The 24,558-nt window shown below is 50.8% G+C and carries 16 protein-coding genes, 5 tRNA genes and 1 riboswitch; of the genes, 15 read left to right on the top strand and 6 right to left on the bottom strand.

Annotation, left to right across the window (positions count from 1 at the left end):
- Positions 1–396: 396 nt before the first annotated feature.
- The 3 genes from ade (at position 397) to HW447_RS11730 (ending at position 3,824) form a co-directional block, all read left to right on the top strand.
- On the top strand, positions 397–2,262 hold the full coding sequence (ade, locus tag HW447_RS11740; protein WP_176255453.1) for an adenine deaminase: 1,866 nt from the start codon (positions 397–399) through the stop codon (positions 2,260–2,262).
- Positions 2,225–3,598, top strand: a complete 1,374-nt coding sequence (locus tag HW447_RS11735; RefSeq protein WP_176255452.1) for an NCS2 family permease — start codon at positions 2,225–2,227, stop codon at positions 3,596–3,598. The genes ade and HW447_RS11735 overlap by 38 nt, the downstream gene beginning before the upstream one ends.
- A gap of 152 nt (positions 3,599–3,750) precedes the next feature.
- A tRNA-Arg gene (locus HW447_RS11730) sits at positions 3,751–3,824 on the top strand.
- 291 nt (positions 3,825–4,115) lie between these two features.
- Here HW447_RS11730 and HW447_RS11725 read toward each other — a convergent pair.
- The 5 genes from HW447_RS11725 to HW447_RS11705 all read right to left on the bottom strand — a co-directional run bounded on the left by HW447_RS11725 (position 4,116) and on the right by HW447_RS11705 (position 5,653).
- Positions 4,116–4,188, bottom strand: a tRNA-Gln gene (locus tag HW447_RS11725).
- Positions 4,189–4,232: 44 nt separating this feature from the next.
- Positions 4,233–4,306, bottom strand: a tRNA-His gene (locus tag HW447_RS11720).
- 31 nt (positions 4,307–4,337) lie between these two features.
- A tRNA-Arg gene (locus HW447_RS11715) sits at positions 4,338–4,411 on the bottom strand.
- A gap of 109 nt (positions 4,412–4,520) precedes the next feature.
- Positions 4,521–5,129, bottom strand: coding sequence for an ECF transporter S component (locus HW447_RS11710; protein WP_176255451.1), 609 nt, complete (start codon positions 5,127–5,129; stop codon positions 4,521–4,523).
- 192 nt (positions 5,130–5,321) lie between these two features.
- A riboswitch (FMN riboswitch) is annotated at positions 5,322–5,441 on the bottom strand.
- Between the two features lie 141 nt (positions 5,442–5,582).
- Positions 5,583–5,653: transfer RNA gene (locus HW447_RS11705), tRNA-Gly, on the bottom strand.
- A 284-nt stretch (positions 5,654–5,937) separates the two neighbouring features.
- On the opposite strand from HW447_RS11705, the gene brnQ reads away from it, so the two are divergent.
- The 3 genes from brnQ (at position 5,938) to glyA (ending at position 10,437) form a co-directional block, all read left to right on the top strand.
- Positions 5,938–7,299 (top strand): branched-chain amino acid transport system II carrier protein, encoded by a 1,362-nt coding sequence (brnQ, locus tag HW447_RS11700; protein WP_176255450.1) that lies wholly within the window; start codon positions 5,938–5,940, stop codon positions 7,297–7,299.
- A gap of 49 nt (positions 7,300–7,348) precedes the next feature.
- Positions 7,349–9,073 carry a single-stranded-DNA-specific exonuclease RecJ gene (gene recJ, locus HW447_RS11695; RefSeq protein WP_176255449.1) on the top strand — a complete coding sequence of 575 codons (1,725 nt, stop codon included), beginning with the start codon at positions 7,349–7,351 and terminating at the stop codon, positions 9,071–9,073.
- 113 nt (positions 9,074–9,186) lie between these two features.
- Entirely contained in the window at positions 9,187–10,437 is a 1,251-nt protein-coding gene (gene glyA, locus HW447_RS11690; protein ID WP_176255448.1) for a serine hydroxymethyltransferase, read from the top strand.
- A gap of 110 nt (positions 10,438–10,547) precedes the next feature.
- Here the strand turns inward: glyA and HW447_RS11685 are convergent, their stop codons facing one another.
- On the bottom strand, positions 10,548–14,822 hold the full coding sequence (locus tag HW447_RS11685; protein ID WP_176255447.1) for a 2-hydroxyacyl-CoA dehydratase: 4,275 nt from the start codon (positions 14,820–14,822) through the stop codon (positions 10,548–10,550).
- A gap of 455 nt (positions 14,823–15,277) precedes the next feature.
- Here HW447_RS11685 and HW447_RS11680 point away from each other — a divergent pair, with 455 nt between their 5' ends.
- From HW447_RS11680 to HW447_RS11640, 9 genes are all read left to right on the top strand, one after another.
- A complete protein-coding gene (locus HW447_RS11680) occupies positions 15,278–16,219 on the top strand; it encodes a magnesium transporter CorA family protein (RefSeq protein ID WP_176255446.1) in 942 nt (313 codons plus the stop codon).
- A 45-nt stretch (positions 16,220–16,264) separates the two neighbouring features.
- A complete protein-coding gene (locus HW447_RS11675; protein WP_176255445.1) occupies positions 16,265–17,095 on the top strand; it encodes a rhomboid family protein in 831 nt (276 codons plus the stop codon).
- Positions 17,096–17,205: 110 nt separating this feature from the next.
- Complete coding sequence (gene pyk / locus HW447_RS11670; protein ID WP_176255444.1) at positions 17,206–18,642, top strand: pyruvate kinase; 1,437 nt, start codon at positions 17,206–17,208, stop codon at positions 18,640–18,642.
- 164 nt (positions 18,643–18,806) lie between these two features.
- The gene (locus HW447_RS11665; RefSeq protein ID WP_176255443.1) at positions 18,807–20,075 is read left to right on the top strand and encodes a diaminopimelate decarboxylase; all 1,269 of its coding nucleotides are present in this window, start codon (positions 18,807–18,809) and stop codon (positions 20,073–20,075) included.
- A gap of 60 nt (positions 20,076–20,135) precedes the next feature.
- On the top strand, positions 20,136–20,933 hold the full coding sequence (gene proC / locus HW447_RS11660) for a pyrroline-5-carboxylate reductase (RefSeq protein WP_176255442.1): 798 nt from the start codon (positions 20,136–20,138) through the stop codon (positions 20,931–20,933).
- An 82-nt stretch (positions 20,934–21,015) separates the two neighbouring features.
- Positions 21,016–21,597 carry an NUDIX hydrolase gene (locus HW447_RS11655; RefSeq protein WP_176255441.1) on the top strand — a complete coding sequence of 194 codons (582 nt, stop codon included), beginning with the start codon at positions 21,016–21,018 and terminating at the stop codon, positions 21,595–21,597.
- Positions 21,598–21,714: 117 nt separating this feature from the next.
- Positions 21,715–22,737: an MBL fold metallo-hydrolase gene (locus tag HW447_RS11650; RefSeq protein ID WP_176255440.1), complete on the top strand. Its 1,023-nt coding sequence runs from the start codon at positions 21,715–21,717 to the stop codon at positions 22,735–22,737.
- 52 nt (positions 22,738–22,789) lie between these two features.
- The gene (locus HW447_RS11645; protein ID WP_176255439.1) at positions 22,790–23,407 is read left to right on the top strand and encodes a hypothetical protein; all 618 of its coding nucleotides are present in this window, start codon (positions 22,790–22,792) and stop codon (positions 23,405–23,407) included.
- A gap of 283 nt (positions 23,408–23,690) precedes the next feature.
- Positions 23,691–24,542, top strand: coding sequence for a tyrosine recombinase (locus HW447_RS11640; protein WP_176255438.1), 852 nt, complete (start codon positions 23,691–23,693; stop codon positions 24,540–24,542).
- Positions 24,543–24,558 lie beyond the last annotated feature (16 nt).

Below are 24,558 nucleotides of genomic sequence, written 5' to 3'. Positions count from 1 at the left end.
ATCCTGCAGCAAACGTGCGTTATGGGATGAAAATAACAGCAGGACACTATCTTTGCGATGGTGTTCTGCTTTTTGCTGTGCGCCGAAAGGAGATGCTGCGTGGAATGTAAAGGATATTCTGATAGTTGCCTGGTTGCTTGATTGACAACACACAAGTTGTATGATATGATTTAAATTATAAAACAATTCTGAACGAAAAAGTTGATTTTACATGAAACTCACAGGGGTTTACCATTGGCTGAGCGTCTCTATTAACTACCGCAAATAGTTGTCTATTGTGTTTCACAGCGGGAGCGTATGTGAAAGCAGAGGAACGGCGGTGTTTTTTTATGCACAAAGCGTGTAAATAAATGGAAATGATGTGCGGGCTGTATCAGAAAGGGGGATGAAAGCTCCATGAGAAAGACATTTAACACATCGTATAAGGAGGCGTTGAGAGAGCGGATCCTGGCCGCTTCGGGGGTGAAGCGGGCTGGACTTGTACTGAAAGGCGCAAAGGTGCTGAACGTGTTCACCAGAGAGCTTGAAGAGGCAGATGTGGCAGTGCAGGACGGTTTCATTGTGGGAATCGGCGCTTACAGGGGAGAAGAGGAGCATGACCTGACAGGACGGATTATCTGTCCGGGCTTTATTGACGGCCATATCCATCTGGAAAGCTCCATGGTACGGCCGGAGGAGTTTGAGAGGGCAGTGCTGCCCCATGGAACGACAGCAGTGGTCACGGATCCCCACGAGATTGCCAATGTGGCTGGAACGGAGGGGATCGAGTATATGCTCCGGGAAACGGAAGGACTTTTGCTGGATGTGTATGTTATGCTTCCTTCCTGCGTTCCTGCTGCGGCTATGGAGGAGTCGGGGGCAGTTCTGCAGGCAGAGGAGCTTCGGCGTTTTTATGACAATGACCGGGTTCTGGGGCTGGCAGAGCTGATGAATGCTCCGGGAACCATCGCGGCAGAGGATGGGGTACTTTCAAAGCTGGAAGACGCTGCCAGGATGAAAAAGAGAGTGGACGGCCATGCTCCGGGACTTTCCGGAAAGGCGCTCAATGCCTACTGCACTGCAGGCGTGGCTTCCGATCACGAGTGCTGTAAAAAGGAGGAGGCGCTCCAAAAGCTGCGGCGCGGCCAGTGGATTATGATAAGGGAAGGGACGGCAGCCAGGAATCTGGAGGCGCTGATCTCCCTCTGCAAAGACCCATGGGCCAGCCGGTGTATGTTCGTCACAGACGATAAGCATCCAGGGGATTTAAGGCGTCTGGGCCACATGGACTGGATCATCCGCAGGGCAGTTTTGCTGGGAGCTGATCCGGTAACGGCAGTATTGATGGCTACGCTGTACCCGGCCCGGTATTTCGGGCTTCGGGAAAATGGAGCCGTGGCTCCGGGGTACAGGGCTGATCTGGCTGTGCTTACGGATCTGGAGGAGATGAGGGTAGAACGGGTCTATAAAAATGGTCGCCTGGCTGCGGAAAATGGCCGGGTACTCCACAAGGGTATCCCGTCGGCTGTCTGCAAAAAGGGGGCGGACGGTTTGGGGGGAGAGTCCTTTCAGAGCGTGTTCCATTCGTTCCGCATGGCTCCTGTCCGTACGCAGGATCTAAAGCTGGAGCCGGAAGGAGATACAGTAAGGGTCATTCAGCTGACTCCGAAAGAACTGCTGACGAGGGAGCGGCTGGAACCATGGACACACGTTGCCGGTTTTCCGCCAGGGGTGGATCCGGCCAGAGATATCGTAAAACTGGCGGTATTTGAGCGTCATAAAGGAACAGGACACAAAGGGGTCGGATTTTTGGGCGGATATGGTTTAAAAGCCGGGGCGGTAGCCACCAGCGTAGCCCATGATTCCCACAATCTGATCGTGGCCGGTGTGAGTGACAGCGATATGGCTCTGGCAGCAGAGGCGGTGCGCAAGGCAGAAGGAGGGATTGCCGTTGTAAAGGGAGGAACGCTTCTGGGGATCCTGCCTCTTCCCATCGGAGGGCTTATGACCCCGATGACCGCGCAGGCAGTGGATGAGAAACTGGAAGAACTTAAGAGGCTGGCGGCCGGTCTCGGTGTCAGGGAAGGGATTGACCCCTTTATGACTCTGGCGTTTGTAAGTCTTCCGGTGATCCCGGCGCTGCGTCTTAATACCTGCGGCCTTATTGATGTGGAACGGCAGGAAATTCTGGAGGTTTCCTTTGGGGAAACACAGTTTAGGAATGAAAAAGTAGGAGGAAAATTGTATGGATCTGGAGAAAATATTTCACCTGAAAGAAAATAAGACGGATGTGAAAACAGAGGTGATCGCGGGTGTGACCACCTTTATGACGATGGCCTATATTCTGGCAGTCAATCCAAGTGTTTTAAGCGCCTGCGGTATGGACAGCGGAGCTGTCTTTACCGCAACGGCTTTAGCGGCCCTGATCGCTACTGTGATGATGGCGGCATTTGCAAACTATCCCTTTGTGCTTGCTCCGGGCATGGGCTTAAACGCCTATTTTGCCTATACTGTAGTTCTGCAGATGGGCTACAGCTGGCAGACGGCCCTGGCAGCCGTGTTTATTGAAGGAATTGTATTTATTCTTTTGTCTCTGACCAGCGTGCGGGAAGCTATTTTTAATGCAATCCCCATGAATTTAAAGCACGCGGTTTCAGTAGGCATCGGTCTGTTCATCGCGTTTATCGGCTTGCAGAATGCCAAGATCGTAGTGGACAGCGCTACCCTGGTAGGTGTGTATTCCTTTAAAAATTCCGTATCAAACGGTATGTTTAACAGTGAAGGGATCACTGTAGTCCTGGCTTTGGCAGGGATTCTCATTACGGGCATTCTGGTTGTTAAGGGGGTTAAGGGAAACATTCTCTGGGGAATTCTGATTACCTGGGGCCTTGGCATTCTCTGTCAGCTTACCGGCCTGTATCAGATCAATCCAGAGATCGGAATGTACAGCCTGCTGCCGGATTTCTCAGGAGGGATCCGTATTCCAAGTATTGCTCCCACTCTGATGCAGATGGACTTTTCAGGCATCCTTAGCCTGGATTTCTTTGTAGTCATGTTTGCCTTCCTGTTTGTGGATCTTTTTGACACGCTGGGAACGCTCATCGGTGTGGCGTCCAAGGCGGATATGCTGGATAAGGACGGAAGGCTTCCGAGGATCCGCGGTGCTCTGCTGTCGGATGCCATCGGAACCTCTGTAGGTGCAGTGCTGGGCACTTCTACCACCACCACCTTTGTAGAGAGCGCATCCGGTGTGGCAGAAGGCGGGCGCACCGGCCTGACGGCCATTGTAGCGGCAATCCTGTTTGGTCTGTCGCTGTTCCTGTCTCCGATTTTTCTGGCTATTCCGTCTTTTGCCACGGCTCCGGCTCTGGTAGTGGTAGGTTTCCTGATGCTGACCTCAATTACAAAGATTGACTTTGATGACTTCACAGAGGCTATCCCTGCCTATATCTCCATTATTGCCATGCCGTTTATGTACAGTATATCCGAAGGCATTGCCATGGGAGTGATTGCATACGTTGTGATCAATGTGTTTACGGGAAAGGCGAAGGAAAAGAAGATCAGTGCGCTGATGTATGTTCTGGCGGCGCTGTTTGTAGGGAAATATATCATGCTGTAAAAATGAAAAATGTCTGACAGCACAGCGCGGAAGGGGGCCGCAGAAACTTTCCGCGCTGTCTTTCAAAAAAAATAAAAAAACTATTGACATTTGCTGTTTGATATAATATAATGATCTACGTTGCTGAGGCAGACAGGCCAAAGCACCAGGATGCGTCAATAGCTCAGCTGGATAGAGCATACGGCTACGGACCGTAGTGTCGGGAGTTCGAATCTTCTTTGGCGCACGTTGAGAGCCTCGTAAGTGTAAAACTTACGGGGCTTTTGTGTATTTGAAGTTATAAAATATTAAAATATAAACGTATTGTTGATGATATAACACGGATCTGAAACAGGTCTCTCTTTTTTGCTGCTGTCTTTAGAAAATGATGTGATTTATGAACCTCGTCATACGCTCGGCCTTAAAACTGCCGCATGATTACAATCGGCATCTTTTCGTTTCGCTTTATGCTTCCCCAATGCACAAAGAATGAGCCGGAAACCTTAACAAATCAAAGGTTTCCGGCTCATTGGCGTTACTGGGCTGGCGGGATTCGAACCCTCGTATGCAGGAGTCAAAGTCCTGTGCCTTTACCGCTTGGCGACAGCCCATTATATTAAAAAATCCTCTTCTCATCATCGCGAAAAGAGGAAAGGGTGAGTAGAGGGATTCGAACCCTCGGCCTCCAGAGCCACAATCTGGCGCGATAACCAACTTCGCCATACCCACCATATTTCATTCAATTAGAGCTTACGCTCAATGAGCCTGAAGGGATTCGAACCCCCGACCCACGGCTTAGAAGGCCGTTGCTCTATCCAACTGAGCTACAGACTCATCCGCGACACTTGCCGTGTCAACGTGTTATACTTTATCATACTTCGTGAATAAATGCAAGTACTTTTTTTGTTTTTTTAAAACTTTTTTCAGATGTATTTTTTCACGGTCAGGCGGCGCATTTTTCACAGTCTGTACTGTGGATCAGGCTGCTGATGCGCTTGTAGACCAGGGCAGTGAGAAGGGAAACGATGGCGCCCTTTAAAAGATTAAAGGGCGCTACGCAGAAGATAGCCAGTCCCCACACACTGCTGACTGCCGGCTGGATAGCGGCCCCTGCTGCAAGAATGTTTTCCAGCGGCATAAAATGGGAATAAAAGGGAATCATCACCAGGGCGTTGAGTACGGCTCCTGCAATGGCCATAAGTATGGTTCCCACAGCCATGGCAAGGACAGCGCTTCCCTTGGTCTTGTGACGGCGGTAGATCAGACCGGCGGGAACCACGAGAGAGCAGCCGATTACAAAATTGGCAAATTCCCCTACAAAGCCAGTGGTGGAAGGCTTGAGGAGAAGCTTTACCAGGATCTTTACCGCTTCGATCACAATTCCGGCCACAGGCCCCATGGCAAAGGTGCCTACCAGTACCGGAACTTCGGAAATATCAAGGCCGTAGAAGCTTGGCGCGATGAATGGAAGAGGCACTTCAAAAAGCATCAGCACAGCCGCCAGAGCACCAAACATTCCCATCAGTACAACCTGTTTCGTTTTCAGTTTCATTTTCAGATCCTCCTTTTTTGACAGGGCTGCCGCAAAATGGTTTCATGTACAGGATACAGGTGAAACGCAACTGTTTTGAGACGCCCAATAAATGGGATCTGCCAGGGCATAATATAAAAAATCCCGGCAGATCTTGGATCCTCCGGGATATAAAATGCGTGTCTGTGCAGAATGTCCACACTATGGTGATTCTGCATTCTTCTCTCATCCAGACTGTAACTGTCGGTTCCGGAATTACACCGGATCAGCCGCCCTAAGCGGGTCGCGGACTATACCGCCGGTAGGGAATCTCACCCTGCCCCGAAGAATTGTAACTATATGCAGTATACTCCTGCTTCGGTCCAGCGTCAACCTGTTTTTGCAGAGTTTTTATTATTTTGTAACGATTCAGCCATGGGGCAAACAAAAACAGCGGAATGCCCTGATAATCAGGGGATTCCGCTGTAAACAAAAAGCAGGTGATGGGAATCGAACCCACGTATCTAGCTTGGAAGGCTAGTGTTCTACCATTGAACTACACCTGCGCGAACAGTCATTATTATAAGGCAGATATCAAAAGTTGTCAATTACTTTTTTGAAGATGTATCAAACCGGCCATACTGCGCTCCGATGGAAGGGAGAGGGCAGTCCAGGAAGTGTGCTGCGCTTTCAAGGCAGAGCGGAGCCTGCTTTACGGTTTTTTTGCATATGCAGCAGGAGGTTGCCGCCGCAGTTGAAACATACACAGGAATATGGTATGATGAAGAAAGTTTCCCAGGAGAATATATCCGCGGATACAGGCAAATCTGATAAAGGCAGGTGACGGGCTATGAAAGTACAAAAGCTTTCCCTTCAGAATCTTCTTCTGGTGGGATTTACATTGTTTTCTATGTTTTTTGGGGCGGGAAATCTTATTTTTCCGCCCTATCTGGCCGCAAGGGCGGGCAGTGAGGTGATTCCTGCCATGGCAGGTTTTTTGATCAGCGCAGTAGGGTTTCCGGTACTTGGCGTCGCTGCGGTGGCGCTGTCAGGCGGTCTGGAAAAGCTGTCAGGCAGAGTGGGAAAAAGCTTTGCTCTCATATTTACATTGACGGCTTATCTGGCGATCGGCCCCTTTCTGGCGATTCCAAGAACAGCAAGCACCTCCTTTGAAATGACGGTTCTTCCCATTCTCACAGGGGCAGGCGTTCATCTGGGAGCGCCTTTAGGCGGTACGGGGATGACGGTGCAGTTTGGCGCGCAGCTGGGCTATTCTCTTGTATTTTTTGGGACGGCCCTTCTTTTGTCTTTTCATCCGGAAACCTTATCCGAACGTTTGGGAAAGGTAATGTGTCCGGCTCTGCTTGTGCTGATTGCGGTGCTCTTTACAGGCAGTCTGATCTGGAGCATGGGAGCGCCGGGAGCCCCTGAGGCGGAGTTTGCTGCCGGTGCCTCTGTAAGGGGATTTACAGAGGGATATCAGACAATGGATACGCTGGCTGCCCTCAATTTCGGCATTATTATTGCCCTGAATATTAAAAATAAGGGAATATCCAGAGAGGACTCTGTGGTGCGGGAGACCGTAAAGGCCGGTGCAGTGGCAGGGGTTCTTCTGTCTCTTGTTTATGCTGCCCTTGCTTTTATCGGAGGTCCGGTGGGACAGCAGGCGGGAGAGGGGGCCAACGGAGCCAGGATTCTTACCTTTGTGGCAGGCAACCTTTTTGGGGCGTCGGGAATGGTAATCCTGGGCGTGATCTTCTTTATTGCCTGTTTAAATACCTGTGTAGGGCTGATCAGCTGCTGCAGCCAGTATTTTTCCATGCTGGCGCCTAAAATCGGCTACCGGGTATGGGCGGTAATTTTTGCCCTGGTGAGCCTTCTGATCTCCAGCGCAGGTCTGGATCGGATCTTAAAGTATTCCGTTCCCGTACTGAACGCCATCTACCCCATCGCCATTGTGCTGATTGCTCTGGCTTTTGCCAGCCGGGCTGCTGGAAAGAGAACCTGGGTATACCGTCTGTCTATCCTGTTTACGGCTGTGGTCAGTGTGGTCTGGGCACTGGATCAGGCAAAGATCAGTATGTTCGGACTTACAGGTCTTATCCGTCAGCTGCCGGGATATGAGCCGGGACTTGGATGGATCCTGCCGGCAGTGGCGGGCGGTTTGCTTGGCCTGCTGATTCCAGGAGAGGCAGCGGAAAAAGAAGAGTAAAGACCGTCAGGGAGACGGTTGACAAAGGATATAAGAAAGGGACGGCAAGATGACAGAGTCTATCTGGATGCTGCACGCAAAGAAAGCGGATTTTGACGGCCTGGCGGCCCGGTTTGATATAAGCCCGGTCACAGCCAGAATCATACGCAACAGAGATATAGAGGATGAGGCGGCGTTTGACCGCTATTTAAACGGAAGCCTGGAGGATCTTTATTCCCCTGGGCTTTTGCCCGATATGGAAGAGGCTGTAAGACGGATCCGCAGGGCAGTAAAGGAAAAACGCCGCCTGCGGATCGTAGGGGATTACGACATTGACGGTGTGTGCGCCACGGCTGTTTTGTACAAGGGATTTGCACGGATCGGGGCAGATGCGGACTATGTGATCCCGGAGCGGATCCGAGATGGTTATGGGATCAATGAACAGATCATAGAGGCGGCCGCCGCAGACGGGATCGAGACGCTTGTTACCTGCGACAACGGCATTGCGGCCATCAGCCAGATCGCCAGGGCAAAGGAGCTTGGCCTGGAGGTGATTATTACGGATCATCATGATATCCAGACTGATGGGGAGACTGGGGCAGACCTGATGCCCCCGGCAGATGCCATTGTCAATCCAAAGCGCAGGGACAGCCGGTATCCCTGGCCGGAGATCTGCGGGGCCATGGTGGCATTTAAGCTTATCGGAGCACTGTATGATTCATACGGCATTGATCGTCAGGAGTGGCTGGAACTTCTGGAGTTTGCCGCCGTCGCTACGGTTGGCGATGTGATGAAGCTAAAGGATGAAAACCGCATTGTGGTAAAGGAGGGTCTGAAACGGCTGGCCTGCACAGGGAACCCGGGACTGAAGAGTCTTATCCTTAAAAATGCCATTGACCCTGCCAATATCAGCGCTTACCATATTGGTTTTGTTCTTGGGCCATGCTTAAACGCCAGCGGACGCCTGCAGACAGCAGAGCTTGCGGTGGAACTTTTGCTGTGCGGGGATCCGGCCAGAGCGGATGAGATTGCAGAGGAACTAAAGGAATTAAATGACAAACGAAAGGCCATGACCCAGGAAAACGTAGAGGCCGCAGCAGATCAGGTGGAAAAGGAACTTTCTAGGGACAAGGTGCTGGTGATTTTTCTGCCCGACTGCCATGAATCTCTGGCAGGGATCGTGGCGGGGCGGATCAGGGAGCGGTACAATAAGCCTGTTTTCGTCCTCACACGGGCTGAGGGCTGTGCCAAGGGCTCCGGGCGTTCCATTGAAGCCTACCATATGTTCCATGCCCTGGTGGAGGTAAAGGATCTGCTGCTGAAATTCGGCGGCCATCCTATGGCGGCAGGTTTTTCACTGGAAGAGTCGGATATCGGCGAGTTTCGCAGGCGGCTCAATGAAAATGCAGAGGACAGGCTCACAGAGGACGATTTTATCCCCAGAGTATGGATCGATGCAGCAATGCCTTTTGAGTATGTGACCGAGGAACTGATCGGTGATCTGGAACGTCTGGAACCATTTGGACAGGGAAATGAAAAACCGCAGTTTGCGCAGAAATCCATGACTGTCCGCAGCGTCCGCGTTATGGGAAGAAACCGCAATGTGGTACGTCTTTCCCTGGCAAATGAGCGGGGCTTTTCCATGGATGGGATTATCTTCGGAGACGGGGATGCATTTTTGGAGGAGATGGGCCGCCGCCGCGGGATCGACATTATCTACTATCCGACTGTCAATGAATACAACGGAAACCGCACCCTTCAGGTGGTGGTAAAAGCCTGGAAATTCAGAGACTGACGCGGGAAAATACAGGGACATAAGGGGAAGTTTTGTCCGCCTGGGGCAGTATTGCATTTTACTGCCGGATGGAGTATAATCGCAGAAAAAGAACGGAAAGGATGGTAGGTTCAATGGTAAATACAGTTATGGATTTTATCACAGGCTATGACAAAGAGGTAGGCGAGGCGATCCAGGCGGAGTGCAGACGTCAGCGGCAGAATCTGGAACTGATCGCTTCGGAGAACATTGTTTCAGAACCGGTGATGATGGCGATGGGAACGGTTCTGACGAATAAATATGCAGAAGGATACTCCGGCAAACGCTATTACGGAGGCTGTCAGTGTGTGGATATCGTAGAGACCCTGGCCATTGAGCGGGCTAAGAAACTCTTTGGGTGCGATTATGCCAATGTACAGCCTCATTCCGGCGCGCAGGCAAATATGGCGGTTTTCCTGGCTATGCTGAAGCCGGGAGATACGGTGATGGGCATGAACCTGGATCACGGGGGCCATCTGACCCATGGCAGCCCTGTAAACTTTTCCGGTATGTATTTTAACATTGTTCCCTATGGGGTGGATGATGAGGGATTTATTGACTATGACGAGGTGGAGCGCAAGGCAAAGGAGTCAAAGCCGAAGCTGATCGTGGCAGGAGCCAGCGCCTACGCAAGAACCATTGACTTTAAGAGGTTCCGTGAAATCGCTCATGGGGTCGGCGCATATCTGATGGTGGATATGGCTCATATCGCGGGCCTGGTGGCAGCGGGAGAGCATCCAAGCCCCATCCCCTATGCAGACGTAGTGACCACGACTACACACAAGACCTTACGAGGCCCCAGAGGCGGTATGATTCTGGCAAATAAAGAGGCGGCGGAGAAGTTTAACTTCAACAAGGCTATTTTTCCGGGAACTCAGGGCGGCCCCTTAGAGCACGTCATCGCTGCCAAGGCAGTATGCTTGGGCGAGGCGTTAAAGCCTGAATTTAAGGAATATGCGCATCAGGTTGTTTTAAATGCCCAGGCTCTGGCGTCGGCTCTTAAAAAGCAGGGCTTTAAGCTGCTGACCGGCGGTACGGATAATCACCTGATGCTGGTGGATCTGCGGGGAATGGAGATCTCCGGCAAGGAACTGCAGAATCGCTGTGATGAAGTATTTATTACCCTGAATAAAAATACCGTTCCAAACGACCCAAGAAGCCCCTTTGTCACCTCCGGCGTCCGCATCGGCACCCCGGCTGTGACTACAAGAGGCCTGAGGGAGGCAGATATGGAGAAGATTGCAGAGTGCATCTGGCTTACTGCCGCGGATTTTGAAAAGCAGAAAGAGTATATCAGGGCAGAGGTGACAAAACTCTGCGAGAAGTATCCTCTGTACGAGGGTTAGGACAGCTGATCCCTTCATACATGAATAAAAATGGCCCGGAAAACACTGTTTTATCTGTGTTTTCCGGGCCATTTGACATACTGTGTAAGCGGCAGATGCCGTTTGCCTGTTTATACGGAAACTTTCGGCTCCAACTCCTTTTTCAGGTTTTTCTGAGCCGTTGCCAGCATCAGCTTGATGCGGTTTAACTGGTTTACTTCGCTGGCGCCGGGATCGTAGTCTACTGCAATGATATTGGAATCTGGATAGTTTTTGCGCAGTTCCTTGATCACGCCCTTTCCTACGATATGATTGGGCAGACAGCCGAATGGCTGGGTGCATACGATATTTTTCACACCGCTGTGGATCAGTTCCAGCATCTCGCCGGTTAAAAACCAGCCTTCACCAGTCTGATTTCCAAGGGAAACAAAGCCCTTTGCCATATTTGCCAGCTCATTGATAGCAGAGGGAGGAGCAAAATGCTTACTTGCTGCCAGTTCCTTCTTTGCAGTTCGCCGAAAATATTCAAGCAGGGAGATTCCGGCGTTGCACAGCCGGGCAGTGGATTTTTTCGTGCCCAGGTGCTCGGCCTTGAAATTGCTGTTGTAGAAACAGTAGAGCAGGAAATCCATCAGATCCGGCATTACAGCTTCTGCACCCTCGGATTCCAGCAGCTCAACAATATGGTTATTTGCCAGAGGAGAGAATTTTACCAGGATCTCCCCTACAATGCCAACCTTTGGTTTTTGGATGTCTTTGCGTTCCAGCTGGTCAAAATCACGTATGATTCCCTTGATGTTGCGGCCAAATTCCATCATGGCCGCAGAGCGCTTGGATAAAGATGCGATACAGCGTTTTTTCCACTTCTCATGGAGGGCATCGGCGCTTCCCGGTACAGCCTCATAGGGACGGGTGGCGTAGAGCACCCGCATGAAGATATCGCCGTATACAACCGCCTGCATGGCCTTTGTGAGCAGAGGCAGGGTGATGGAAAAGCCGGGGTTGGTTTCCATGCCGTTGGCATTGACAGAGATTACGGGGATCTGGGGCATATCGGCCTTTTCCAGCGCCCGGCGGATAAAGCCGATATAGTTGGAGGCACGGCAGCCGCCGCCGGTCTGGCTCATGAGGACCGCCGTGCGGTTTAAATCGTATTTTCCTGACAAGAGGGCGTCCATGATCTGGCCGATCACGATCAGGGAGGGATAGCAGGCGTCATTATTTACATACTGTAAGCCCACATCCACGGCATTTTTGTTGTGATTTTGAAGAACCTCTATATGGTATCCAAAGGCTCTCACGGCAGGTTCGATGAGGTCAAAGTGAATGGGTGACATCTGGGGGCAGAGAAGGGTATAGTCCCTCTTCATCTCCTTTGTAAATACCACCCGGTTATAGGCGCTGGATACCACCCGGCGCTCATAATGGCGCTGATCCCGCACGCGCAGGGCCGCGATCAGGGAACGGATCCGGATCCGGGCAGCTCCCAGGTTGTTGACCTCGTCGATTTTCAGCACCGTGTAGATCTTGCCGGATCGGGTAAGAATATCAGATACCTGATCTGTGGTAACGGCGTCCAGGCCGCAGCCAAAGGAGTTTAGCTGGATCAGATCCAGATCGTCTCTTGTCTTTACAAAACTGGCGGCCGCATAGAGGCGGGAGTGATACATCCACTGATCTGTTACCACCAGAGGGCGCTCCACCTTTCCCAGATGGGAAACGGAATCCTCGGTCAGCACCGCAAAGCCGTAGGAGGTGATAAGTTCCGGGATACCGTGGTGGATCTCCGGATCCACATGGTAGGGGCGGCCCGCCAGGACGATGCCCCGCCTGCCGTGTTCCTTCATCCAGTCCAGGGTTTCCTCCCCTTTTTTCTTCATATCTTCTCTGGAAGCGATCAGCTCCTGCCAGCCTGCGTGTGCTGCCATGCGGATCTCTGCTGCTGGGATCTGGAAGGTTTTGGAAAATTCTGTTACCAGGGCCTCAGTCAGCACCTGTTCGTTGGTAAAGGCCATGAATGGATTCATGAAATGCACCTTTTCTTCTTCCAGCGCCTCTACGTTGTTCTTGATATTTTCCGCATAGGAGGTGACCATGGGGCAGTTATAGTGGTTGCCTGCCTCAGGGCTTTCATTGCGCTCATAGGGGATGCAGGGGTAGAAGATAAACTTCACGCCCTGTCGGATGAGCCATGACACATGGCCGTGAACCAGCTTGGCCGGATAGCATTCCGATTCACTGGGGATGGATTCAATGCCAAGCTCGTAAAGCTGTCTGGTGGACTGAGGGGAGAGGATCACATGATAGCGCAGCTTCTTAAAGAATACGGCCCAGAAGGGGAAATTCTCGTACATATTTAAGACTCTGGGTATGCCTACCGTGCCGCGGTCAGCCTCATCCATGGGGAGAGGCTCATAGCCGAACATCCGGCGGTACTTATAGTCAAAGAGATTGGGAATCTCTTTTTTGGCCTTTTCAAGCCCCAGCCCGCGTTCACAGCGGTTGCCGGATATGTAGCGGCGGCCTCCGCCAAACTGGTTGACGGTAAGGACACAGTGATTGTTGCAGCCCTTGCACCGTGTCATGGAGGTCTTATAATTTAAGGAAATGATCTTGTCCAGAGGCAGAGTGGTCGTCTCCTTTTCTCCGCCCATATGGTAGCGCTCCTTTGCAATCAGCGCCGCTCCAAAGGCTCCCATGATGCCCGCGATATCAGGGCGGACAGCCCGGCAGCCAGAGATTTTCTCAAAGCTTCTAAGCACTGCGTCATTGTAAAAGGTACCGCCCTGAACCACTACATGACGGCCGAGATCAGAGGCATTTGTGATCTTGATAACCTTAAACAGCGCATTTTTAATGACAGAATAAGCCAGACCTGCGGAGATATCTGCTACGGTAGCCCCTTCCTTCTGTGCCTGCTTTACGTTGGAGTTCATAAACACGGTGCAGCGGGTTCCAAGATCTGTAGGATTTTTGGCAAACAGGGCCTCCCTGGCGAAATCCATCACGCTGTAGTTTAGACTTTTTGCAAAGGTTTCGATAAAGGAACCGCAGCCGGAGGAACAGGCCTCGTTTAGCTGTACGCTGTCTACCGTGCCGTCCTTGATGCGGATACATTTCATATCCTGTCCGCCGATGTCCAGTATACAGTCCACCTCCGGGTCGAAGAAGGCAGCGGCATAATAGTGGGAAATTGTTTCCACTTCCCCTTCATCCAACAGGAAAGCAGCCTTTAACAGGGCCTCTCCGTAGCCGGTGGAGCAGGAGTATGCAATCTTTGCCGTATCCGGGATCCGGGACTTGATTTCAGTGATGGCCCGGATGGCGGCCGCCAAGGGACTGCCGTTATTATTTTCGTAGAAACGGTACAGAAGGCTTCCGTCCTCACCTACAAGAGCTGCCTTGGTCGTGGTGGAGCCAGCATCAATTCCAAGATAGCAGAGTCCCTCATAAGAAGCCAGATCCGCGGACTTTACATGATTGTGGGCGTGATCGGCCAGAAATGCCTCATAGTCGGCCTGGTTCTCAAAGAGAGGATCCATGCGCTTAACCTCAAAATCCATCTGAACACCGGAGGACAGGGTCTCGATCAGTTCTGTGATGGCCTTTGGCTGCTGGCCCTCTCTGGGATTCATGGCAGCGCCGATGGCGGCAAAAAGATGGGAATGATCCGGGGCGATGACCTGCTCTGGAGTTAAGTGCAGAGTGCGGATGAAAGCCTTTCGCAGCTCCGGGAGGAAATGAAGGGGGCCGCCCAGAAAGGCTACGTTTCCACGGATGGGTTTTCCGCAGGCCAGACCGCTGATGGTCTGGTTGACCACTGCCTGGAAAATGGAAGCGGCCAGATCCTCCCGGGTAGCACCGTCATTGATCAGGGGCTGGATATCGGATTTGGCAAATACACCGCAGCGGGCTGCGATGGGATAAATAGCCTTATAATCCCTGGCGTACTCGTTTAAGCCGGAGGCATCGGTCTGCAGAAGGGATGCCATCTGATCGATAAAGGAACCGGTGCCGCCGGCGCAGATTCCATTCATGCGCTGGTCAATGCCGCCGGTAAAGTAAATGATCTTGGCGTCCTCGCCGCCCAGCTCAATGGCTACGTCGGTATGGGGGGCATAGTCCTGGAGCGAGGAGGCCACGGCCACTACCTCCTGGACAAAGGGCGCGTTTAAATGGGAAGAGAGAGTCAGGCCGCCGGAGCCGGTGATCACAGGCATCACAAAAACAGGGCCTGTCTGAGCGCAGGCCTTTTTTAAAAGTCCCGCCAGGGTCTCCTGGATATTGGCATAGTGGCGTTCATAATCGGAAAAAATGATATGGTATTCCTGATCCAGCAGAGCCACCTTTACGGTGGTGGAGCCGATATCGATACCGAGGGTATAGGTTGTACTGAGCTGATTCATAGATACGGGTATGGACCCTGACCTCCTTTGTAATCTGACGCATCTGCGGGACCGGTCCCGTTGATACATTTCGATCATCCGGGCGCAAATAAATTAAGGAAACGCGGCGGATGGTTAGTAATGAAAGAGGCAGCCCGGATCTACAAGGGCTGCGCAAGTCAGTTATGTATTTTAATATAATTTTTCTGTAAAAACTGTGACATAAGCAACAGACAAAGGGTATTTGATAGTTGGAAAAAATAGTAAAATACCCATGAGCCTAAATCATCACACTAAAGTGTAGCATAAATCAAAGGCAAATACAATTAGGGAAGGACGTTAAAAAAATGTTAATAAAAGAAGCGATATTTGTAAAATTTGCGTTTTATGTTAAATGGAGTTCTAATCCATTTGACAAAACACCGGGCAGTAACTATAATTAGGAGGGTAAAATTTCAGAATGGGGGAGAGTTCGCATGATACGGATTTTCAAAACCGAGGACGGTACGATTCATGAAAAGAAAGAGATGCAGCCTGGAAGCTGGATCGCCCTTACGAACCCTACCGCCTCTGAGATCATGGATGTCGCCGATGCCTGCCGCATTGATCCGGATCATTTAAAAGCCCCTCTGGATGAGGAGGAGCGTTCCCGTATTGAGGCGGAGGATGAATACACTCTGATCCTGGTGGATATACCATCCATTGAGGAGAGAAACGGCAAGGACTGGTTTGTTACCATTCCTATGGCTATTATCACCACAAAGGATGTGCTGATCACGGTCTGCCTGGAGGAGACGCCGATCCTGAGTTCTTTTATGGACGGAAGAGTGAGAGACTTCCATACGTTTATGAAAACAAGGTTTATTTTACAGATCCTTTATAAAAATGCCACGCAGTATCTGCAGTACCTGCGCATCATCGACAAGAAGAGCGAGGTCATTGAAAATAAGCTTCATCAGTCTCAGAAGAATGAGGAACTGATCGAGCTTTTGGAACTGCAGAAGTCGCTGGTGTACTTTACCACCTCCCTTCGTTCTAACGAAGTGGTTCTGGAACGCCTGTTAAAGATTGATAAGATTAAGAAGTACCCGGAGGATACGGATCTTCTGGAGGATGTTATTATCGAGAACAAGCAGGCCATGGAGATGACCAGTATTTACAATGGTATCTTAAGCGGTACCATGGACACTTTTGCGTCAGTTATTTCCAACAACCTGAATATTGTCATGAAGTTTCTGGCAACGGTGACCATTGTGATGTCGATCCCTACGATGGTGGCGAGCTTTTACGGTATGAATGTGCTGCCAAAGGGGATGCCTTTTGCCGACAGCCCTTACGGTTTCTGGATCGTCCTGGGATTTGCGGTGGCGCTGTCTTTGATTGTAGCTTACATTTTTAATAAGAAAGATCTGTTCTGAAAACGGCATTGTCTTTGTGATTAAATATGGAAAAGGATTGGTGAAATGAAATTTTTTCATAAGATGGAACATAAGTATGGGCGCTATGCGATCCACAACCTGATGTATTATATTATCATTATGTATGGCATCGGCTTTGTTATGATGTATATGGCCCCTGGATTTTTTCAGTTATATTTGTCTCTGGACGCGGAGGCGATTCTTCACGGTCAGGTCTGGCGTCTTATTACGTTTTTGTTTTACCCGCCTACCTTAAGTCCGTTCTGGATCATTTTTGCTGTGCTCATGTATTATTCGCTGGGCCAGTCGCTGGAGGCGGTCTGGGGAGCATTCCGATTCAATGTTTTCTTTTTTATGGGAGTGCTTGGGATCATTTTTGCGGAGTTTTTTGTATATTTTCTCACGGGCTGGGATATGCACCTCAACACCTATTATCTGACGCTGTCCATATTCCTTGCCTATGCGGCCACATTTCCGGAGGAATATTTTTACATTTACTTTATTCTGGCCATAAAGGCCAAGTGGCTGGCGCTTTTTGACGCGCTCCTGCTGGTCTTTAGCTTTGCCGGGGGAGGACTGGCCGACCGCATTGCTATTTTCATGTGCCTGGCCAATTTCATTATCTACTTCCTGATGACCAGGGATTTTAAGAAATACAGTCCCAGAGAGGTAAAACGCAGACAGGATTTTAAGGCTCAGACCACTATCCGCCCTGTGAGCAGGAGCCGCCATAAGTGCTCGGTCTGCGGACGGACGGACGAGGAGAGTCCCGGCATGGAATTCCGCTACTGCTCCAAGTGCGAGGGCAGCTACGAATACTGTATGGATCATCTGTACACACACAAACACGTCAAAAAAGGAGATATGCCTTCCTAAATAAAAGGAGAGCGCCCCTTTCCATTTCAGGAACGGTTTCCCCACATCACAGGCCGCTCCTGAACAGATATACAACATAATTTACATTCAATGATGGAGGATTTTTAACAATGAAAAAGACAAAGATCATCTGCACTATGGGTCCAAACACGAGTGACAGGAATGTGATGCGGGAGCTGGCAAAGAACGGCATGGATGTTGCACGTTTTAACTTCTCCCACGGCGATTATGCCGAGCATCTGGGACGTCTGGAGATTTTAAAGGAAGTGCGCAAGGAGCTGGATATTCCGGTGGCAGCCCTTCTGGATACAAAGGGACCTGAAATTCGTACCGGTGTGTTAAAGGACGGCAAGAAGGTTGCATTAAAGGAAGGCCAGACCTACACGCTGACTACCAGAGAGATTGTCGGTGATGATACTATCGCACACATCAATTACAACGGTTTAAATGAGGATGTTTGTGCTGGAAACACAATTCTGATCGACGACGGCCTGATTGAGTTAAAGGTTAATGAGGTAAATGACACAGATATTATATGTACCGTTATAAACGGCGGCGAGCTGGGCGAGAGAAAGGGTGTAAATGTCCCCAACGTAAGCATCAAGCTTCCGGCTCTGACCGAGAAGGACAAAGAAGATATCCGTTTCGGCATCAAGCAGGGCTTTGACTTTATCGCGGCATCCTTTGTCCGTACTGCTGACTGCATTAAGGAGATCAAGGAGATGCTGGATGAGGCTGGTTCTTCCATGAAGGTAATCGCAAAGATTGAGAATGCAGAGGGCATCGAGAATCTGGATTCCATTATTGCTGAGGCAGACGGCATCATGGTAGCCCGCGGCGACATGGGCGTTGAGATCCCCGCCCAGAAGGTTCCGCACATCCAGAAGGAAATCATCCGCAAGTGCAACGAGGCCTGCAAGACTGTTATCACAGCGACTCAGATGCTGGATTCCATGATCCGCAACCCAAGACCTACCAGAGCCGAGGTGACAGACGTTGCAAACGCGGTTTACGACGGCACAGATGCAGTAATGCTTTCCGGCGAGACTGCGATGGGCAAGTATCCTGTGGAGGCCCTAAAGATGATGAGCTCCATCGTTGAGGAGACTGAGGGCTACCTGGATTACGCCGGCTACCGTCAGCGCAAGGTAAACGCGGAGAACATGAAAAACGTTTCCAACGCCGTATGTTGCGCATCTGCTTCCACCGCTCATGATATCGGCGCTGATTATATCATAGTTCCAAGCATCACCGGCTTTACTTCCATGATGCTTTCCAAGTGGAGACCGGCTGCCCGCATCCTGGGTATGTCCCCAAGCATGGCTACCGTTCGCCAGATGCAGCTGCAGTGGGGCGTAACACCGGTATGGTCCCGCCGTGCCGATTCTACGGATGAGCTGATCGAAAACTCCATAGAGGAGCTTAAGAGCAGAAATATCGTAGAAAGCGGAAAGCTGGCTGTCCTGACCGCAGGTGTGGTAAGCTATGCAAGACGCCATGAGGCTGCTGCTCAGACCAATATTATGCGTGTGGTATCCATCGACTGACAGCATCATACCGCTGCGCTGTAAAATAAGACTGGACAAAGAAGTCTGCCTGGGAGTACAATGTTCCGCAAGGACATTGTGCTTCCGACAGACTTTTTTTATACTTATACAGGCTGCCTGTATGAGCCAATGACTGATGTTTATGTAAGGGAAGGAGACATAACGTGGAAAAGAAACCATTTGTTACACTGGAACAGCTGCAGGAGATCACAAAAAAATATCCAACGCCATTTTACCTCTATGACGAAAAAGGAATCCGGGAAAATGCCAGACGGCTCAAAGAAGCCTTTTCCTGGAATAAGGGCTATAAGGAATATTTCGCTGTAAAAGCAACGCCCAATCCCTTTATCCTGAATATTTTAAAGGAATTCGGCTGCGGCACAGACTGCTCTTCTATGACAGAGCTTAAAATGTCAGAGGCCTGCGGCTTTTCAGGCAGTGATATCATGTTTTCCTCCAATGACACGCCTCTGGAGGAGTTTGCTTATGCGGATAAGCTGGGAGCGATCATCAATCTGGACGACATTACCCATGTTGAGTGCGTTGAAAAGACGCTGGGGTATATTCCAGAGACCATCAGCTGCCGTTTTAATCCGGGCGGTGTGTTTAAGATCAGCAATGATATTATGGACAATCCAGGAGACTCCAAATATGGTATGACCACGGAGCAGATCTTTGAGGCATTTAAGATCTTAAAAGAAAAGGGAGCCAGACATTTCGGCATCCATGCGTTCCTGGCAAGCAATACGGTGACAAATGAGTATTATCCCATGCTGGCGAAGATCCTGTTTGAGCTGGCAGTGCGTCTGCATGAGGAAACGGGCGCTCACATTTCCTTTATCAATCTGTCAGGCGGCATCGGAATCCCTTACCGGCCGGATCAGGAGCCAAACGATATCCGCGTGATCGGAGAAGGCGTGCGCCAGGTATATGAGGAGATCCTGGTGCCTGCGGGAATGGGGGATGTGGCTTTGTGCACCGAGCTGGGGCGCTTTATGCTGGGGCCTTATGGCTGCCTGGTGACAAAGGCGATCCATGAAAAGCACACTCACAAGGAGTATGCAGGCGTAGATGCCTGCGCGGTAAACCTGATGCGTCCGGCCATGTACGGCGCCTACCATCATATTACGGTGATGGGAAAGGAAAATGCGCCCTGCGACCATATGTATGATGTGGTAGGCTCCCTGTGTGAAAATAATGATAAATTTGCCATTGACCGGATGCTGCCTGAGATCGAAAAGGGAGATCTTCTGGTGATCCACGATACAGGAGCCCACGGCTTTGCCATGGGATATAATTACAACGGAAAATTAAAGTCCGCCGAGCTTCTGCTGAAGGAGGATGGCTCTGTGGAAATGATTCGCAGAGCGGAGACGGCAAAGGATTATTTTGCCACCTTTGATTTTTGTGATATACTAAAGGGTGCAGAGTAAATGGATAAAGCCGGGAGCTTGCCCGGCGTACTCTTTGAAAGACAGGGAGGTTTTGAGAAAATGGCCAAGATCGGTTTTATAGGAATGGGAAATATGGGATCAGCGATCTTAAACGGGCTTTTAAAGGCCTATGAGCCACAGGAACTTATTTTTACGGCTGCGCATACAGATAAGATGGAGGCGGTGACAAAGGCTACCGGAGTGCCTCATGCGTCCTCCAACGCAGCCTGCGCGGACAGCTGTAAATACCTGATCCTGGCGGTAAAGCCCCAGTATTTTGACGCTGTATTTGACGAGATCCGGGAAGTGCTGAAGGAGGACAGAATCGTCATTTCTCTGGCTCCGGGACAGACGATTTCCGGTTTGAAGGAGCGGCTGGGAGATGAGATCCGTGTGGTGCGGGCCATGCCTAATACGCCGGCTATGCTGGGAGCGGGTATGACGGGAGTAGCTTTTGGTGAGGACAGCTTTACAGAGGAAGAAAAGGCAGAGATCTGCCGGATCTTTGAAAGCTGCGGCCGGGTAGAAATGGTGGAGGAGCGCCAGATGGAAGCAGTAGGCTGCGTCAGCGGCTGTTCCCCTGCCTTTGTGTATATGTTTATCGAGGCGCTGGCTGACGGAGGCGTCAAATATGGCCTGCCGAGAAAGACGGCTTATGAAATGGCCGCTCAGACCGTCCTTGGAAGTGCAAAGATGGTTCTGGAGACAGGAAAGCACCCTGGCCAGCTGAAGGACGAGGTGTGCTCTCCAGGAGGGACTACCATTGCAGGAGTGTCCGCGCTGGAGGAGTGGGGGCTTAGGAATTCTGTGATCAAGGCCGCCGACGCCTGCTTTGAGAAAAGCCAGAAGATGAAATAGATGAGGAAAAGAAAGCCGGCCCGGTGAATAAAAACAGACGGGATAGCTGAAAGGCACAGCAAAGAAGGGAAGGAAAGGGAACATGGGACAGAAGCCAGAAAACGAAGGAATGCCGGTGGTGCGCTTAGACCGGCAGTTAAAGTATCAGGGAAATATCTTAAAGATTTATGAGGACACGGTTCTTGCCAACGGCCATGAGGCTCACTGGGATTACATTCACCATGACGGGGCTGCCGCTGTGGTGCCGGTAACAGATGAGGGAAAGCTCCTGATGGTACGCCAGTACAGAAATGCGCTGGACCGCTTCACTCTGGAAATTCCCGCAGGCAAGCTGGATGATCCCAGAGAGCCGAAGATTGAGTGCGCTTACCGTGAGCTGGAGGAGGAGACCGGCTTTAAGACAGAGAAACTGGAATATCTGATCAGCGTCAATACAACGGTTGCCTTCTGTGATGAGGCCATTGACATTTTCGTGGCCCACAACCTGGTTCCCAGTCATCAGCATCTGGATGAGGACGAGGTCATCGAGGTGGAGGCCTGGGAGCTTAAGGACTTAGAGGCGCTGATTTATGAGGGAAAAATCACGGACGGAAAGACCATCGCGGCGATTATGGCCTATGGGCGCAAGTACCGCAGTGTGGATAAGAAGGACGAGTTGGTATAGCAATTGAGCGTAAATATCAGATGAAAATAAAAGCCACCGGACAGATGAGCCGGGGGCTTTTGTCAGTCGTGCTGCAGCATCGTGGAGGCAGAAAACAGCAGAGAAAGGAACCTGAGTATGATAGAACGAGCGCCAGGGATTTTTGAAGTAAAGCTTTACGGCACAGGAGGCGGCGTAGAGGAGATTCGGATCTTTCTGATCCCCGGAAAGCCTGGGGAGCGCAGCCTGATGGTAGATACAGGATTTGCCAGGACGCAGTGTATGGATATGCTTAAGGAGGCTTTGGCAAAGTTAAAGATAGAGGTGACGGATCTGGATATTTTCCTGACCCACAAGCACACAGACCACTGCGGACTTGCCAGTGAATTTGCCGCACAGGGGGCCAGGCTTTTTATGAATCCCCAGGAGGACCGTCATGGCTATGACTGTCTTCACATGGATAAGAGCGGAGGATATTTAAGAAGCCAGATCAGGGTTCTAAGGGCAGTTGGCGTGACGCAGGAGCTGACGCCCGGGATTTGGGAAATGTTTATGGAGGTGAACCGGAGAGTGGCCGGGGACAGGGGATGGTATTTTGAGGTCCGTGATTTTCCCTATGAGCCTGCGGCGCCGGGACAGATATTTTCCTATGGAGACTATACCTTTGAAGCTGTGCTTTTAAAGGGACATACATATGGCCAGATGGGGCTGTACGACAGGGAAAAGAGGATTGTGTTTTCCGCGGATCAGGTGATTGACGGCATTGTGCCTATTGTGGCCACCAGCTATCCCGACGAGCATTTGCTCAAAGGGTATTTTGCATCCCTGGAATATTTTAAGAAGGAATTTCATGACTGCCGGATCTTTCCATCCCACAGGGAAGAACTGGTCCGGATGAGGACTACGGCAGAGCGGATCGTATTTTCCTACATGGACAAGGCGGGTCTGATTCAGAGCCTTCTAAAGCACGGACGCAGGCCCATGACGGTGCGGGAACTGGCCTGTCTGGCCTACGGGATGAATGAAGTGCCCAAGGATGAAGAGGACTTTATCAAGCTGAAAATGGTGATGACTAAGACCTTTTCCTGTCTGGAATATCTGTACGATTCGGATCTGGCTGTCAGAACCAGCAAAAACGGGATTCTGTACTGGGAAGAATAGCAGGCGGGCTGTCTGCATACATCTGTTTTAAAGAAATAGCAGGACGGCAGGCATGAGAACAGGAAAAGGATGGAGGCTGGCCGAGGCGGCCAGAAATATGACGGCACGCAGACACAGGCGGTTTTCCTATGGGGACTGGCTGTGTTTTTGCTTTATAGCCGGAGTCACAGCCGGAACGGCGGCTGCCTTGAGTTTCGGGAACGCCGCTTCTGCAGAGATCAGGGCCTTTGAATATGCAGTCCCGTCGGCTTCTCTCTGGGCAGCCGGCCTTAAGGCCCGGCTGGCGGATGCGGTGGTTGCGGGAGGGATCAAAAAGACGCTGGCTAATGGTGTTTTTCTTACGGTGCTTATAAAACGCCTGTTTCAGGCCGGCGCAGGCTGGCTTGCCGGCCTTATGATCTGCAGCCGTTTCTTTTTCGGGTGCCTGACAGTCTGGGCCGGGATGTGCGTTTCTGTTTCTTTTGCTGCGCTGACCCTGGAAAAGGGGGCCGTGGCGCTGCCGTCTTATCTCTGGTATTCATTTCCCCAGGGGATTATTTATTTTTTTGTATGGACAGTCCTTGCAGGCTGGGCAGGGGGAAGAGAACGGCGCCTGAGAGCGGGGGCTTTTCTTTTACTGATGGCTGTGACGGCTATGGGAGCGGCGCTTGAATGTGTGTTTCACGGCTGAATATGTTTATAAAAAAATCGTCTGGCGGTAACCACATATGGGGGCCGGACAAATCATTGCTCCACATATTGTATCATTTATATGTACATTACCAGGATTTTACAGAAATGGGGACAAAAGTAGAAAAATGTGTTTGATTTTATAAAATAATCCCATTATAATGAAAGGTAATGGGCCTTATTCGGTGAATAAGACGAAAACGTTATGGCCTGGGGAGGCTGTGGGCCGAAAGGGCAAAGCGCCTGGACGGCCCTCGGAAAATGATATAGGAGCATGAAATTGTATGACAGCGGAAATCAGAGAATTTACAGATTATTTGCGTGACATCAAAAAAAAATCAAAGAACACAGAGATCTCCTATCAGCGGGATCTGATGCAGCTGGCGGCGTTTTTGCAGACCCTGGAGATCTATCAGGTGGAGAAAGTTACAGAAACCAGCCTGAATTCCTACATTCTTTACCTGGAAAAGGAAGGAAAAGCGGCAGCTACCATTTCCAGGGAGCTTGCTTCCATAAAAGCGTTTTTTCATTATCAGCTGCAGCAGGGGCGGATTGCTGCGGATCCGTCCGAACTTTTGAAGGCGCCCAGAGTGGAGAAAAAGGCGCCTGTGATCTTAAGCGTAGAGGAAGTCAATGCTCTTTTAAAACAGCCGGGATTAACTTCTGCCAAGGAAATCCGGGATAAGGCGATGCTGGAGCTTTTATATGCTACGGGAATCCGGGTATCGGAGCTTATCAGCCTACGGCTGGAGGACTTAAATATGCAGATTGGCTATATCACCTGCCGGGATGGCCGCAGGGAGCGTATGGTGCCATTTGGGAAACGGGCGGGAAAGGCGCTGGGACGCTATCTGGAATATGCCCGGACCGAGCTTTTAAAGGGAAGAGAGTCAGAATGGCTGTTTACCAACTGCAGCGGAGGATCCATGAGCCGCCAGGGCTTTTGGAAAATAGTGAAATATTACGGGGAGAAGGCAGGGATCCAGGCAGATATCACGCCCCACACCCTTCGTCATTCCTTTGCGGCCCATCTGATCCGGGGAGGAGCAGACATCCGTTCCGTTCAGGCAATGCTGGGCCATGCGGATTCAACTACGGCTCAGATGTATGCTGTATACGGAACCGTTCAGGGATGAGGCTTTAAGTCAGCCC

The sequence above is a fragment of the Enterocloster alcoholdehydrogenati genome, from assembly GCF_013282095.1.
Taxonomy (GTDB): Bacteria; Bacillota; Clostridia; order Lachnospirales; family Lachnospiraceae; genus Enterocloster; species Enterocloster alcoholdehydrogenati.
The sequence above is the reverse complement of the archived record's forward strand: the minus strand, read 5'-3'. Positions and strand labels throughout refer to the sequence as shown.